Below are 15,182 nucleotides of genomic sequence, written 5' to 3'. Positions count from 1 at the left end.
TATTATGTTATTATAATCAAACTCAAATATAATAATACTCGTGGGCTTATGCATATTTGCTATCGCCGTAATTCAAATACAAACATAGGAACTAATTATTGTTGGGTGAAATATAAGGAAATATAATAGAATACTTCAACCCTTGATTCGCATTTAATAAAACTCTGCCAAACTCCCATTACTCCGTGGTTAAATTAAAAAGTCGCGATGACTTCATGATATATAACCCTTCATTACTGTATTTATGTTATAGAACATAAAAATTAACAACAAGTATGCTTTGTTTCCTATATGGTTGATTCATATGGTTTTGAAAGCTGTGTATAAGTGTGTGTGTTCGCACACATGTTTTGACTTTAACAAATATATTCCTTATTTTGTGTTTATCTGTGCATTAACTTATGCCTAATAATGAAACTAAATATATAATACATGGTAACACGTAGAAATTTTTTGAAAACGGCTGCTATGGCCTCCGCTGGCGTTGCTGTAGGCTCTATAAGCCCATTGAACGCAGCCAGTTATAGCAGAGTTGCCGGAGCAAACCGGAAAGTAAATATTGCCTATATAGGCATAGGTAACCGGGGGGAACAAATCATTGAAGATTTTGAAAGAACGGGTTTAGTCAATGTTGTCGCGCTATGTGATGTGGATATGGGTGCGAAACATACTCAGAAGGTGATGGGTAAATATCCTAAAGCCAAGCAGTTTAAGGATTTCAGGGTAATGTTTGATAAGATTGGCAATGAATTTGAAGCTGTGGCAATTGCTACACCAGACCATTCTCACTTTCCTATTACGATGCTGGCAATGGCTAACGGAAAACACGTATATGTGGAAAAACCGATGGCTCGTACTTTTTATGAGGCGGAACTGATGATGCAGGCCGCCCGTAAATACCCGAATGTAGTAACGCAGGTGGGTAATCAGGGACACTCCGAAGCTAATTATTTCCAGTTCAAAGCATGGCAGGATGCAGGTATTATAAAAGATGTGACCTCTGTAGTGGCTCACATGAACAATCCCCGCAGATGGCATACATGGGATACCAATATTTATAAGCTGCCCGAAGCGCAACCTATTCCGTCTACACTGGACTGGATGACATGGAATTGTGCCGTTCCGTATCACGACTATAATGAGAAATATCATTATGGAGAATGGCGTTGCTGGTACGATTTTGGTATGGGCGCGTTAGGAGACTGGGGTGCGCATATCCTTGATACTGTCCACGAATTTTTGGATTTAGGCCTGCCGTACGAAATTAATCCGGTAAAACTAACCGGGCATAATGATTATTTCTTCCCTACTTCCTCGACCATACTATTCAAATTCGGACCAAGGGGCGAAATGCCGGCTTGCGATGTGACGTGGTACGATGGGGTGGACAATTTACCGCCTATACCGGCCGGATACGGGGAATCTGCTCTTGACCCTAATATACCGGCATCCGGCGCAGGAGAAATAAAGAAGACTGCGATAAACCCGGGTAAGATTATCTATAGTAAAGAGCTGACCTTCAAGGGAGCTTCGCATGGTAGTACACTCTCTATCATACCGGAGAGCAAAGCAAAGGAAATGGCTTCTAAATTGCCGGAAGTACCAAAGAGCCCGTCCAATCACTTCGAAAACTTCCTGCTGGCTTGTACCGGAGTGGAAAAAACACGTTCTCCATTCGAGATCCACGGCCCGTTAAGCCAGGTATTCTCTCTGGGGGTAATGGCACAAAGATTGAACACTAAGTTCTATTTCGATAACAGAACCAAGCAAATAACCAATAATCCGTTTGCTAACGCTATGCTGACAGGCATACCTCCCCGCAAGGATTGGGAACAATATTATAAAATTTAAACCGGCAGAACTGAATGATGAAAAAATATATATTAGTAATAGCGATAAGCCTGTTTTCCGTACCTTTCTTTGCACAGGATAATACCCTGACAGAGCAGGAGGTAAGGGGCGGATGGGCGCTGCTGTGGGATGGAAAGACTACAAACGGCTGGAAGGGAGCCAAGCTCAACGCTTTTCCGGCTAAGGGCTGGACAATAGAGAACGGTATTCTCAAAGTGCTAAAAAGCGGCGGTGGGGAATCTGCCAATGGCGGGGATATCGTCACTACACGGAAGTATAAGAACTTCATACTGAAAGTTGATTTTAAGATTACCGAAGGAGCAAATAGCGGTATTAAGTACTTTGTAAATCCCGACCTGAATAAAGGGGAGGGTTCTGCCATCGGTTGCGAATTTCAGATACTCGATGATGAAAAGCACCCAGACGCAAAACTTGGCGTAAAAGGTAACAGGACGCTGGGATCTTTATACGACCTGATTCCTGCCCCGGTGGATAAGCCGTTCATCAAAGATGGCTTTAATACGGCTACTGTAGTTGTAATGGACAAGAAAGTACAGCACTGGCTGAATGGAGTGAAAATCATAGAATATGAGCGCAACAATCAGATGTGGAACGCCTTAGTTGCATATAGCAAGTACGTAGACTGGCCGGATTTTGGTAATGCGGCGGAAGGCAATATCCTGTTGCAAGATCATGGCGATGAGGTATGGTTTAAGAATATTAAAATAAAGGAATTGAAATAAACAGATGAGGGTGTATTAAAAGTATTATTGCTCTATCAAAATGTTATCCTCTTTGTCATTGCCTCGCCTTCGCTTCGGTGAACGTTGTTTCTGAGTGTAGCGAAGGATCCCGACCCTCGGGATATGAGATGTTTGACTCCGCTCAACAGGACAACCAACGGTCACGGGAGCGGAGCGTATGTAAAGAGATAGTAAAAAATACTTTTGATACACCCTCATTTTCTCAAATCTTTTCCATCCATTTCTTTATCATAGATTTTCCTATCTTTGTAGAAATGCCAGATATTCGAAACCTCTCTTTTTCTATTCGATGCAATGTCTATTATTTGACGTCCGGTTGAAGTACTTTTTTGCTTTTCCCCAACATGAAAGGGAAATACTTATTTATAATGTAAATAGGAATAACAGATATTAGCATTACCACGGCGCACATGGCTGCTGATTCCCAAGGTGTGAAAATGTAATTTCCTCCGAAGTTGGCCCCGGTAATAAGTTCGTAGGCTTTTTTTACCCAGCCTGTAATAATCAGATGGAACGCGAATAAGATTAAAGTATTCTTACCCAGATATATTAACAGGGGGGATTTGAAATTTGTGAAAATACGGGTAAAGAATATGACTGCTAAAGCTCCTATTAACCCATTTATATAATACACAAACAGATTTTTCCCATAATTACTGGTGTTGATATCTACAAAGCCGTTCCAACGTGATAGTAGTATGCCGATAATAAGTAGCGAAACAGACAATACCACTTTGTAGATGACGTTAGGATCCATTTTGTCTAAGAATCTTTTCATAAAAAAGCCGAACGTATAGAATGGAATTGCCATGATAGCGCTGTCGATACTCCAAAAAATATTGATCTGTAGATGATTTCGTAGGAATATAACAATGAGGCTTAATATATTGACGAGGATAAGCCCATAATACTTCTCACGGGAGAATGATAAAAACAGATAGAATATTACTCTGCAAAAGAATAATCCGACCAGGAACCAAAGGGGCACATTTATCATAGTGGAAATAGCTGAATGGTATCCTTCCCCTAGTAGCATCCCGATCATAGGCTTTACAAAGCCGCCCATAAAATCGTGACTGTACAATTCGGGGTGACGACGAAATGTGACCACCAGCCACCATACATAACTAATGATATAGAACCAGAAATATGGGATAAGCAATGATTTTGCACTCTTTTTTATTGTATCCGAAACAGATGCTTTTCCTTTGTCGACGAATCCGGACAACATAAAGAATAAAGGCATGTGGAAGGATAGTATCCAATCGATGAGCGCAGGACTATCCATATTTACATGATTGATAGCGACAAGCCATACGCCAATCAACTTTGCGTAATCTATCCAATGTAATCTGACTTTCTCTTTATTTTCTATTGTCATGTTTTTTAGTTTATATTTTACAGGTAGTCAACCGCCTGATAAGGTTTTAAGCAAAAATATGAAAAATATCGGATTATCTAAAGTCCGGTTAACCGAGGGTTGCCAGTCATCAATTCATTTAAGTGCTGCCAACAGCTTATTTATTATTCAGCTTACTGTGCCTGATCCCATATGCAAAGTAAATAATAAAACCAAGTACTGTCCAGCCTATCATCCGTACCCATGTATTCCAAGGCAGGGATAGCATCTGTATGATACATATAGCAGCGCCCAGTAACGGTAAGAACGGAACAAGCGGGGTTTTGAAAGGGCGTTTCAGGTCTGGTTGTGTCTTACGTAAAATGACTATAGACAGGCATACTATCGTAAATGCCATTAGAGTGCCTATCGATACAAGTTCGCTTAATACGTGCAAAGGAAATAGTCCGGCAATAAGCCCGGTTACTATACTTGCGAAAATAGTGGCGTTGTGAGGCACACCATGCTTTGGGCTGACCTTCGAGAACGCTTTGGGAAGCAATCCGTCTTTCGAAATGGCGTAATAAATACGCGACTGTCCCAGCATCATCACTAATATAACGGAGCTAAGGCCTGCGATAGCACCCAGTTTGATAAATGGGCTTAGCCAAGATAACCCTGCCCCCGCACGGTCGATAGCTAAAGCGATGGGCGCGTCCACGTTCAGTTCTTTATAGTTGACTATCCCGGTTAAAACTGTCGTTACGGCAACATAGAGCAACGCACATATCAAGAGTGAAATAAGGATACCTTTAGGCATATCTTTCTGGGGGTTGCGGGCTTCTCCGGCAGCGGTAGAAAGCGCGTCAAAACCCAGATAAGCATAAAAAACAACGGCTGCTCCCCTGAGAATCCCCGTCCAGCCGTAGTTCCCGTATTCTCCCGTATTCTCAGGGATATAAGGAACCCAGTTGCTGGTGTCTATATAGGATAAGCCGAATCCGATGAACAATAGGATAACGCCTACCTTGATAACTACAATGATATTGTTTACAAATGCCGATTGTTTGATCCCGCCTATAAGGAATGCGGATACTATGGCTACGATAAAAACCGCGGGGAAATTGACTATTTTGCCTGTCCATACCCAACTGCCGTCTTTCAGGTGATCGAATGTGGCGCCTGCTATCTGCTCAGGAAAGTGTACACCCCATTCTCTCAGAAGGCTGAGCATATAGCCCGACCATCCTACGGCTACACTGGAGCAGGCAAAGAGGTATTCAAGGATCAGTATCCACCCTACAAACCAAGCCAGTACTTCTCCCATAGTGGTATAACTGTATGAATAGACACCTCCCGATACCGGTATCATAGCTGCAAATTCGGCATAGCACAGGCCTGCCATAACGCAACTAAGAGCCGATATGATAAATGAAATAGTAAGGGCCGGGCCTGCATACATCGCGGCAGCTTGCCCTGTAATAACGAAAATTCCGGTTCCAACGATAGCGCCAATACCTAATGTGATAAGGTTTGTAGCCGAGAGGCTTCTTTTCAGTCCTCCCTCGTTTTGAGAAGGCTCATTCAGTATTGCTGAAATATCCTTTTTCTTGAATAACCGGTCGATCATAATTGGAATTTTGTGCAAAAGTAAGGAAAAAGGGAGAATTATCCCATGTTTAAATGTCTTTTAAGATCTAAGTACATGACAAAAATTATTCAAACACGATTTGGAGACGATGTAGGGGCAGTGGCTTGTCCCTGCCCGCTTGTCATCGTTTACGGGCACCCACAAGGGGATGCCCCTACAGCAGGATATAAAATTTTGTCATGTACTTAGTTTTAAGATATAAACAAAATGTAGATGCATGCTGTTTAACAATAATCAAATCAGATAGCGCATTTTTCTCTAATCTTGAAATATACATTATGACACAGATTAAGCTGAAACGGGTTTACGAAGAAATGAGCGGCGATGACGGATTTCGTGTGTTGGTGGATAAATTATGGCCTCGCGGCATGAAAAAGGAGCATCTTCATTACGATCTTTGGGCAAAGGATATAACACCGTCTTCCGGTTTGCGTAAATGGTTCCACTCCGATAAGGAAAACCATTGGGATGATTTCGTTACCATGTATCAAAAAGAACTGAGTGAATCCGCGGAAGTGAAGAAGTTTATAGATATTATAAGCCGATATGATGTGGTAACGCTCCTCTATGCCTCCAAAGAGCCGGAGCATAACCAAGCGAAAATCTTAAAAGCATATTTAGATATGATGCTGAAAAATGAGTAGCTTGCCGGAAATTTGTTAAATTTGTTCCTGCTTAAAATAGTAGAATGATGAAAAAGAATTATCCGCCAGAGGTTCAGGAACAACTTGATAAATTTATATCCCGTAAAGGTTTTAATACAATTGCGGAAAGTGAGTATTCCGGTATGATGGATTACCTTTCCACATTTTCTGTTTATGAGCATCTTGTTCCCGTCTTAACTGATAATCAAAGTAATTACTGGTGCCTGTACGCAGGTGGTATTCTGCAAAATAAAGTGTGCCATCTGGATCATGAGGAAGCATCCCTACAGCCTTTGTTCAGGAATGTGGCATCCCTTCTTGCTGTAATAGAGGATAATCCCGATTATTTTGATTTTTATGATATTCCTCTATCTTCTTTCGACTACCCTCCGCTGAAATCGGATGCAGAGGACTTGTCGCTGATAGAGCAGTTGAGAAAAAAGCTGGAAACCAAAACCGATGATGATATACGTCAGCAACTGGCTTTTTCCATTATGGCTTTGACCTCTTTGGAAGATATTGAATCCATATATCCTTTCTTAAGGGACGATGATATGTATATTCAGGAAAGGGCAATACACCTTTTGGGACAATGGAAATATAAACCGGCGAAAGCACTTTTGATTGAATTAAAAGACTCGGCAATGCATAATGGCCGGCTTGCTGCTCAAATCGCTTTAAAGAAACTTAATCAGAATGAATAATATGGCTACATTGGACGATTTCCTCGACCGTATAGAATTGCTTGGTAATGACTTTATGTGGTATAACTACAAGCAGTCGCCCGCGACGGGGGAACAGATTGAAGCGTATGAAAAAAGCCATGGGCTTCGCTTCAATAGTGATATAAAACAATTTCTTCAAACTTATGGTGCTGTCATATTGGAGGTGGATGAGAAGATATGGAAACGCCCAAAGGAATATGATGTCATTCCCGCATGGGAGTTCGGTTATGGTATGTTTATTTACGGGCTTTCATCAAACGAAGATATGATGTCGTGGCTTACCTACGAAGAGAAATTCTTGGAAACTATGACTTCCGGCGATATATCTTTGGGACAGTTGTTTTTTAAGCGCAGCGGCAATCTATACAGGGCATACATCAATAATGACGGAGTGATAACCGTTGAATACAATGACTTGGGAGATGACCGTAATATCTTTGAAGGCAATTTTTATGATTTCCTTATAAGCGAAGTTAATAAGCTTGAAGCAGATTATGAGGACTATATAAAGAAATATCATCACAAAAAATAAATAATATGAAAATATCGATTATAGGCGGAGGTAATATGGGTGGCGCTATAGCACAGGGATTGTCTACCGGGCTTTTCTTTAAACCCGAAGACATTACTGTAATCACTAAGACGGAAGTCACTGCTTTCAAGCTGAAAGAATTTAACCCAAGCCTGAACGCTGTGGCAGGTGTATATGATTCACTTAGCACGGCGGATATTGTTGTGGTCGCAGTGAAGCCGTGGCTGGTAGAGGAACTGTTGTCAGAACATAAAGATAAATTAACCAACCCTGACCAGATACTGGTTTCGGTAGCTTCGGGTATTTCGTTGGAGCAGTTGGCAGGTTGGTCAGTACAGGGCAAGCCTGTTTTCAGGGTCATGCCCAATACGGCTATTGCCGAAAAGCAAAGTATGACTTTTGTTTCGTCCCTGAATGCCCAAAAGGAACAGACGGAAATGATTGTCAGGATATTTAATGAACTTGGAAAAACCGAACTTATTGACGAGAAACTCTTATCTGCCGCTACATCATTGGCCTCGTGCGGCATAGCATACGCTTTCCGTTATATCAGGGCTGCTATGGAGGGCGGTGTAGAAATGGGGCTGTACCCCAATCAGGCTAAGCAAATAGTGATGCAAACCCTGTTGGGAGCGGTAAAACTGCTGGAGGCAAATGATACACACCCCGAAGCTGAAATAGATAAGGTAACCACAGCCGGAGGCATAACCATCAAAGGCTTGAATGAAATGGAGCATGCCGGATTTACTTCCGCTGTTATCAGGGGATTGAAGGCAAGTAATGTGAAATAACAGAGCTTAAATATACTAATCCTGAGTCCTGCTGATTAAGCAGGATTTTTTTTATTCCTGTTCCAAATCTTTTTATTCCGGATAGTTGTTCTATCTATAAAGATATTTATAGAGCCGGACTATATTTGTGTTTGTTTTATAGATTATTATAATCATAATAAAAAATAAAATGCAAAATCGGATACAGTGTTTTCAGTTATATATATTATCTTTACAAATTCGTAATATACTGCTTTTGTGTAAGCGAAGATTGCGATACGAGGTTGATAATTCAGGCTTTTTATGTTGATTAAGCGAAAAAGCAGTCCGGCCTCACTGAGACAGAAGAAAGAAAAAACTATATATAATGATTTACAAATGGAATTACGAAGCCCTAACAACCCAGCAAAAAGAGCAGAGAGATGAGCTCGCTAAAAAATTAGGCATAAGTCCTGTTCTTTGCCAGCTCTTGATTCAGAGAGGATTATCCTCAGTTGAGGATGCCCGTAAGTTCTTTCACCCTAACCTGAGAGACTTGCACGACCCTTTCCTGTTGCCCGATATGGATAAGGCTATCAAGAGAATAGAAATGGCACTGGGGCAAAAACAGCGTATATTGATATACGGTGATTATGACGTAGACGGCACAACGGCTGTTGCCCTTGTGTACAAGTTTCTGCGAAAGTTTACAACCAATCTTGATTATTACATTCCCGATCGCTACGATGAAGGCTACGGAATATCGGAACAAGGTATCGATTATGCCGAGGAGACAGGCGTGAAGCTCATTATAGCCCTCGATTGCGGTATCAAGGCGAATGAAAAGATCGACTATGCCAAAAGTAAGGGCATCGACTTTATTATCGGAGACCACCACATGCCCGACGATGTTTTGCCTGATGCAGTAGCCGTTATCGATGCCAAGCGCCTGGATTCTGTGTATCCTTACGAACACCTTTCGGGCTGCGGAGTGGGATTTAAGCTAGTGCAGGCATTAGCCCAGAATAATAAGATCGACTTTTCTGAAATCACCGATTTGCTTGATCTGGTAGCGGTAAGCGTAGCCTCCGATATTGTACCCATAACCGGAGAAAACAGGATATTGACCCACTATGGGTTGAAGCAGATAAACTCTAATCCCAGCCTTGGGCTGAAGGGCATAATAGATATCTGCGGATTGACATACAAGAATATTACGGTAAATGATATAATCTTCAAGATAGGGCCCCGTATCAATGCTTCGGGTCGTATGATGAAGGGCAAGGAGGCTGTAGATTTGCTCCTGTCCAACACCATAGAAGATGCCCGTGAGAAGAGCATGAATATAGATCATTACAACGATGACCGTCGCGAACTGGATAAACGTATTACCGATGAGGCTATTCAGTTTATAGATGAAAACGTGAATATGAAGGAGAAGAAAAGCATCGTTATATACAATGAAACCTGGCATAAAGGGGTCATCGGTATCGTTGCTTCCCGCCTGACTGAAAAGTATTTGCGTCCGGCTGTTGTGCTGACCCAGTCTCAGGGGCTTATAACCGGGTCTGCCCGTTCGGTAATGGGTTTCGATGTTTATAAGGCTATCGAATCATGTAAAGATATTCTGGAGAATTTCGGCGGGCATACTTATGCTGCCGGCTTATCGTTGAAAGAAGAGAACCTGAAGGAGTTTAAACGCCGTTTCGAAGCTTTATCCCTCGAAATGATCGCGCCCGAAATGATGCGCCCTCAGATAAATGTGGATGCAGAACTTAATTTTAATGAGATAAATACGAAGTTTATCGAAGACCTATCCGGTTTTGCGCCTTTTGGGCCTGACAACCTGAATCCTATATTTGTCACATGTGGCGTAATGGATTACGGAACCAGCAAACTGGTAGGCAAGGACAATGTGCATCTGAAACTGGAAATGATAGACGACACTACATCCGTACCTGTAAATGGTATCGCCTTTCGCCAGCGCGACAGCTATGAGAAAGTAAAGAGTAGCGTGCCTTTCGATATCTGTTATACATTGGAAGAAAACACGCATAACGGGAAAACCAATATCCAGCTTTATGTGAAGGATATTGATATGGGGCAACTCGGATGATTTACAGAAAGAATAATGCGGTAGTTTTATTTTTCAACTGATTATTGTTCTTATACATAGCAAAATAATAAACAGGTCTGCGACCTTAACTTCAAAATATGTAATTATGAGGAGATCGATACTATCATTACTAACAGTTGTATCTGTTCTGTTTACAGCTTGCGGAAATAAGTCTACAGCGAATAATACGGCTGGTACGTCAGCAGACTCATTGAGTATGAATACGGAGCAGGAATATATAAAAGCAGATGTATATGAGACTAACGGAGGGCCTCTCAAAGTAACCCTTGTCGGTCATGGATCTGTGATGTTCGAATATGGCGGCAAGGTTATTCAGGTAGACCCCTATTCTCAGGTTGCCGACTATCTCAGGCTGCCTAAGGCTGATTTGATAATTCTTACGCACGAGCATGGCGACCATCTGGATACGGTGGCTATCAATGCAGTAAAGAAAGCCGATACACATTTTATTGTTTCCAAGGTATGTCATGAGATACTGGGGTATGGCGATGTTGTAAACAACGGAGACCATACTCATTGGGACAGGCTTCATATCGATGCAGTACCCGCATACAATATCGTAAATAAAAAACCGGACGGAGAAGCCTATCATCCTAAAGGCAGAGGAAACGGTTATGTATTTACATTTGGGGATAAGAGAGTATATGTAGCCGGAGATACGGAAAATATTCCTGAAATGGACGCCCTGAAGGGAACAATTGACATTGCCTTTATGCCAAAGAACCTGCCTTATACAATGACGGACGAGATGTTTATCAGTGCGGCTAAAAAAGTACAGCCAAAAGTCCTTTATCCGTACCACATGTCGGAATTCGATCAGGATAAAATAGGAAAAGCGCTGGACGGAACGGATATAAAGCTGGAAATTCGTCCGATGAAGAATTAATATACTAATGCCAATCAGGGGTTGATAAATGGCTTGAAAAGCCAAATCTTCATAACCGCGGGTCATCGACCTGCGGAAAAAGGATGAGCAATACCGGCTTAATACATGGATATCTATCACAAAATACTGAAACGATACTGGGGTTACGATGAGTTTCGCCCGTTGCAGGAAGATATTATCCATTCGGTGAGTGCCGCAAAAGATACACTTGGGCTGATGCCCACAGGTGGAGGAAAATCACTGACCTTTCAGGTGCCTGCGATGGCAATGGAAGGTCTTTGTATTGTTGTCACTCCGCTTATAGCCCTGATGAAAGATCAGGTGGATAACCTTCGCGAAAGAGGGATAAAAGCGTTGGCTGTATATTCCGGTATGACGCGTCAGGAAATCATCACTACATTGGAAAATGCCGTGTTCGGCGATTTTAAGTTCCTGTATGTTTCCCCCGAAAGGCTGGCCACCCAGTTGTTTCTGAGCAAGCTCAAGCACATGCATGTGTGCCTGCTTGTGGTAGACGAGTCTCACTGTATCTCACAGTGGGGATACGATTTTCGCCCCTCTTACCTGAGGATAGCGGAGATACGGCAGCATATACCCGAAGTCCCCGCTTTGGCGCTGACGGCTACGGCAACGCCTGGCGTGATAGACGATATTCAGGAACAGTTGCAATTTGAAAAGAAAAATGTATTCCGTAAAAGTTTTGAGCGCAAAAACCTGGCTTATATAGTGCGGAATACAGAAGGGAAGCCGGAAGAACTGATCCGGCTATTGAAAAAGATAAGAGGTTCGACTATCATCTATGTACGAAGCCGGCAGCGGACAAAGGAAACCTCTGATTTTCTTGTCCAGAATGGCTTCTCTTCCGATTTCTATCATGCCGGATTGAGCAGTACGGATAAAATCCGCAAGCAGAATGCATGGAAAAATAATGAAACCCGTATCATTGTATGTACCAACGCTTTTGGTATGGGTATCGACAAGCCTGATGTCAGGCTGGTTATCCATACGGACTTGCCGAATTCGATAGAGGAATACTTTCAGGAAGCCGGGCGTGGAGGCCGTGATGGGGAGAAGTCGTATGCCATCATCTTATATGATAAAAATGACAGCGCAAAACTGAAAAAGCGCATAAGGGATGAATTTCCGGAGAGGGATTTTATCCATCAGGTATATGATTCGCTTGCTTACTTCTTCCAGATAGCCGAAGGCTATGGCATGGGTATGGTATATGATTTTAATATACAGCAGTTTTGCGCAAGCTATAAACTTCCTTTGTTGCCCGTACACAACGCGCTGAAGATACTCGATCTGGCAGGCTATATCGAATATACCGATGAGGTGGATAACCGTTCCAGGCTGATGTTTACCGTCTACAGGGACGACTTGTATCATTACGACTTTGACAGGGAGTACGAATTGTTGGTAAATACCGTCCTGCGCCTTTATACAGGGCTTTTTACAAATTATGCGACTGTCAGCGAGGCTGAGATAGCCCAGAGGCTGAATACCTCGCGCAATGCGGTATATGAAATGCTGAAAGTGTTGGATAAGAGAAAGATAATAGATTTTATCCCCCATAAAAAAACACCCCTGATAGCTTATACACAGCCCCGTGTGGATACGAAATACCTCAATATACCACGGCTGGTAAATGAAGACAGGAAACTCCGTTTCGAAAAACGTATACAGGCAATGAGCCATTATGCGGAGCAAAACGAAATATGCCGGAGCCGCATACTGTTGTCTTACTTTGGCGAAAAGGATATGGCGGACTGCGGGCAATGTGATGTTTGCCTCACAAAAAACAGTTCGGGGCTTACCAATAAGAAGTTTAATGAAATAGCTGCTTGTGTAAGGGAACTGGTGAAAGATGACCTCCGCCCGGTTGATTCTATAACGGCTTCCTTGTCCCGGTTTGAGCCGAAAGAAGTACTGGATGTTATTCGTTTCCTTGCCGATAAGGGCGAGTTGCAGATAGAATCGGGAAAAGTGCGTAGGATAACTTCTTAGGATAAACCTGGTACTTATTTCATCTGCGGGCAACTACAAAGGATTGCCCCTGCAATAATACATTGACTGCTGATGTGCGCAACCTTAAATAAACCTGTGACTCATAACTTATAACTTCTAACTTTTACTTATCTTTACACAATAATCGTTTTGTTTTCTTCTAAATATCTTTTTGCTATGGATAAATATGAAAACTTGAGAATATTGGAAGATTTGAGGTCGAAAGGAGCTATTTCTGAAGAAGAATTTCAGCGTGAAAAATCTAAGATACTGAACTCTCCCTATCAGGAACAAAGGAGTAATTCGTTAGGTATGGAAGAAAACAGCTATCTGACATTGATGCACCTTTCCCAGTTTGCGGGTTTTATAGTGGTCGGATTAGGTTTTATCCTACCCATAGTGATGTGGCTTGTAAACGCGGATAAGAGCGAGGCTGTGAACAGGCATGGCAAGAATATCGCCAATTTTATGTTGAGCATGTTTATTTATATAACCGTTTCCCTTATCCTTTGCCTGTTATTAATCGGCATCCCTATGCTGATAGCATTGGGCATCATAGAAGTCGTATTTATAATTATTGCTGCAATAAAAGCAAATGGTGGCGAATATTGGAAATATCCGCTGAGTATTCAATTCTTTACCTGATAACAGTGAATAAATACAAAGAACTGGAAAGATTGGAAAACCTAAAGCTGGACGGCGCTATCTCTGAAGAAGAATTTCGGCGGGAGAAAGACCTGATCCTGAACATTTCTGACAATCAGAGCCGCGAAAGTAATCCTTTGGGAATGAAAGAGAACGATTATTTGGCGCTGATGCATGTCTCTCAATTCGCCGGATTTTTTATAATCGGATTAGGTTTTATAATACCGATAATATTATGGCAGATAGCTGCGCGTAGGAGCGAAGTTATCGATAAACATGGGAGAAATATCGTTAATTTTATATTGAGTTTGATTATATATTATGCAGTTTTGTTTGCATCATGTATATTATTGGTATCTCTTTACAAAGAGATTGTTTATTTATTAGCCTTTGTCGTATCGGCGTTAGCCGTTATCTTTGCTGTAGCCATAGTTACTCTGATAATTATTGCAGTTATAAAGGCAAGCAGGGGTGAATTTTGGAAATATCCCCTGAGTATACAGTTTTTCAGATATAAAAAATGATAGAAATTATACCGGCTATAGACCTTATCGATGGGAAGTGCGTACGTCTTTCGCAAGGAGATTATAATGCGAAGAAGGTGTATAATGAAGACCCTCTTGAAGTTGCAAAAATGTTTGAAGGTGCGGGAATACGCCGTCTCCACTTAGTCGATCTGGATGGCGCTAAGGCAAAACATATTGTAAATCAATCGGTACTGGAGATAATAGCCTCCAATACATCCCTTGTCATCGATTTTGGCGGAGGGGTACAGAGCGATAATGATATACGGGTAGCTTTCGATTCGGGAGCCTCTATGGTGACGGGAGGCAGTATCGCGGTCAGGGATAAAGAATTATTTGCCTCATGGATAGAGAGATATGGAGGCGATAAGATTATTCTCGGTGCTGATTGCAAAGACCACAAGATAGCGGTATCCGGCTGGCAGGAAGAGACTACTGTCGATATAATGCCCTTTGTCAATGATTATATGGCAAGAGGTATTTCGAAAGTCGTATGTACGGATATAAGCAAAGACGGAATGCTGCAAGGCCCGTCTACTGATTTGTATAAGGAAATATTGGAATCTTTTCCCGAACTGTACCTGATAGCCAGTGGTGGGGTCAGTTGTTTTCAGGACATACTCGATTTGGAAGAAGCGGGGGTTCCTGCTGTTATTCTGGGAAAAGCGATATATGAGAATAAAGTAACACTTCGGGAAATTATGAGTTATGAATTATAAATTATG

Annotated in this window: 14 protein-coding genes and 1 pseudogene; 13 read left to right on the top strand and 2 right to left on the bottom strand. The window is 41.9% G+C overall.

Annotated elements, in window-relative coordinates; translation table 11 throughout:
• Positions 1 to 432 precede the first annotated feature (432 nt).
• Both D0T84_RS15455 and D0T84_RS15450 read left to right on the top strand, forming a co-directional pair.
• Entirely contained in the window at positions 433 to 1,851 is a 1,419-nt protein-coding gene (locus tag D0T84_RS15455; protein ID WP_163308761.1) for a Gfo/Idh/MocA family oxidoreductase, read from the top strand.
• Positions 1,852 to 1,955: 104 nt separating this feature from the next.
• Positions 1,956 to 2,594: pseudogene (locus D0T84_RS15450) on the top strand (DUF1080 domain-containing protein); the annotation flags it as partial.
• A 322-nt stretch (positions 2,595 to 2,916) separates the two neighbouring features.
• On the opposite strand, the gene D0T84_RS15445 reads toward D0T84_RS15450, so the two are convergent.
• Together D0T84_RS15445 and D0T84_RS15440 are read right to left on the bottom strand one after the other, a co-directional pair.
• Positions 2,917 to 3,996 carry an acyltransferase family protein gene (locus tag D0T84_RS15445; protein ID WP_163308760.1) on the bottom strand — a complete coding sequence of 360 codons (1,080 nt, stop codon included), beginning with the start codon at positions 3,994 to 3,996 and terminating at the stop codon, positions 2,917 to 2,919.
• Between the two features lie 136 nt (positions 3,997 to 4,132).
• Complete coding sequence (locus tag D0T84_RS15440) at positions 4,133 to 5,584, bottom strand: amino acid permease (RefSeq protein ID WP_163308759.1); 1,452 nt, start codon at positions 5,582 to 5,584, stop codon at positions 4,133 to 4,135.
• A gap of 75 nt (positions 5,585 to 5,659) precedes the next feature.
• On the opposite strand from D0T84_RS15440, the gene D0T84_RS23025 reads away from it, so the two are divergent.
• The 11 genes from D0T84_RS23025 (at position 5,660) to hisA (ending at position 15,176) form a co-directional block, all read left to right on the top strand.
• Positions 5,660 to 5,794: a hypothetical protein gene (locus D0T84_RS23025; RefSeq protein ID WP_255495167.1), complete on the top strand. Its 135-nt coding sequence runs from the start codon at positions 5,660 to 5,662 to the stop codon at positions 5,792 to 5,794.
• An 89-nt stretch (positions 5,795 to 5,883) separates the two neighbouring features.
• Positions 5,884 to 6,249 (top strand): DUF488 domain-containing protein, encoded by a 366-nt coding sequence (locus D0T84_RS15435; RefSeq protein WP_163308758.1) that lies wholly within the window; start codon positions 5,884 to 5,886, stop codon positions 6,247 to 6,249.
• A 44-nt stretch (positions 6,250 to 6,293) separates the two neighbouring features.
• A complete protein-coding gene (locus tag D0T84_RS15430) occupies positions 6,294 to 6,953 on the top strand; it encodes a HEAT repeat domain-containing protein (RefSeq protein WP_163308757.1) in 660 nt (219 codons plus the stop codon).
• The gene (locus D0T84_RS15425) at positions 6,946 to 7,506 is read left to right on the top strand and encodes a hypothetical protein (protein ID WP_163308756.1); all 561 of its coding nucleotides are present in this window, start codon (positions 6,946 to 6,948) and stop codon (positions 7,504 to 7,506) included. The genes D0T84_RS15430 and D0T84_RS15425 overlap by 8 nt, the downstream gene beginning before the upstream one ends.
• Before the next feature lie 5 nt (positions 7,507 to 7,511).
• Entirely contained in the window at positions 7,512 to 8,297 is a 786-nt protein-coding gene (gene proC / locus D0T84_RS15420; protein ID WP_163308755.1) for a pyrroline-5-carboxylate reductase, read from the top strand.
• Positions 8,298 to 8,643: 346 nt separating this feature from the next.
• Positions 8,644 to 10,371 (top strand): single-stranded-DNA-specific exonuclease RecJ, encoded by a 1,728-nt coding sequence (gene recJ, locus D0T84_RS15415; RefSeq protein ID WP_163308754.1) that lies wholly within the window; start codon positions 8,644 to 8,646, stop codon positions 10,369 to 10,371.
• A gap of 106 nt (positions 10,372 to 10,477) precedes the next feature.
• The gene (locus tag D0T84_RS15410) at positions 10,478 to 11,278 is read left to right on the top strand and encodes an MBL fold metallo-hydrolase (protein WP_163308753.1); all 801 of its coding nucleotides are present in this window, start codon (positions 10,478 to 10,480) and stop codon (positions 11,276 to 11,278) included.
• Positions 11,279 to 11,383: 105 nt separating this feature from the next.
• Entirely contained in the window at positions 11,384 to 13,288 is a 1,905-nt protein-coding gene (locus D0T84_RS15405) for an ATP-dependent DNA helicase RecQ (protein WP_163308752.1), read from the top strand.
• A 177-nt stretch (positions 13,289 to 13,465) separates the two neighbouring features.
• Complete coding sequence (locus D0T84_RS15400; RefSeq protein ID WP_163308751.1) at positions 13,466 to 13,933, top strand: DUF4870 domain-containing protein; 468 nt, start codon at positions 13,466 to 13,468, stop codon at positions 13,931 to 13,933.
• Between the two features lie 5 nt (positions 13,934 to 13,938).
• Positions 13,939 to 14,457: a DUF4870 domain-containing protein gene (locus tag D0T84_RS15395; protein WP_163308750.1), complete on the top strand. Its 519-nt coding sequence runs from the start codon at positions 13,939 to 13,941 to the stop codon at positions 14,455 to 14,457.
• Entirely contained in the window at positions 14,454 to 15,176 is a 723-nt protein-coding gene (gene hisA / locus D0T84_RS15390; RefSeq protein WP_163308749.1) for a 1-(5-phosphoribosyl)-5-[(5-phosphoribosylamino)methylideneamino]imidazole-4-carboxamide isomerase, read from the top strand. The genes D0T84_RS15395 and hisA overlap by 4 nt, the downstream gene beginning before the upstream one ends.
• Positions 15,177 to 15,182: the final 6 nt, after the last annotated feature.

It is taken from the genome of Dysgonomonas sp. 521 (assembly GCF_010501055.1).
Lineage (GTDB): Bacteria > Bacteroidota > Bacteroidia > Bacteroidales > Dysgonomonadaceae > Dysgonomonas.
The sequence above is the reverse complement of the archived record's forward strand: the minus strand, read 5'-3'. Positions and strand labels throughout refer to the sequence as shown.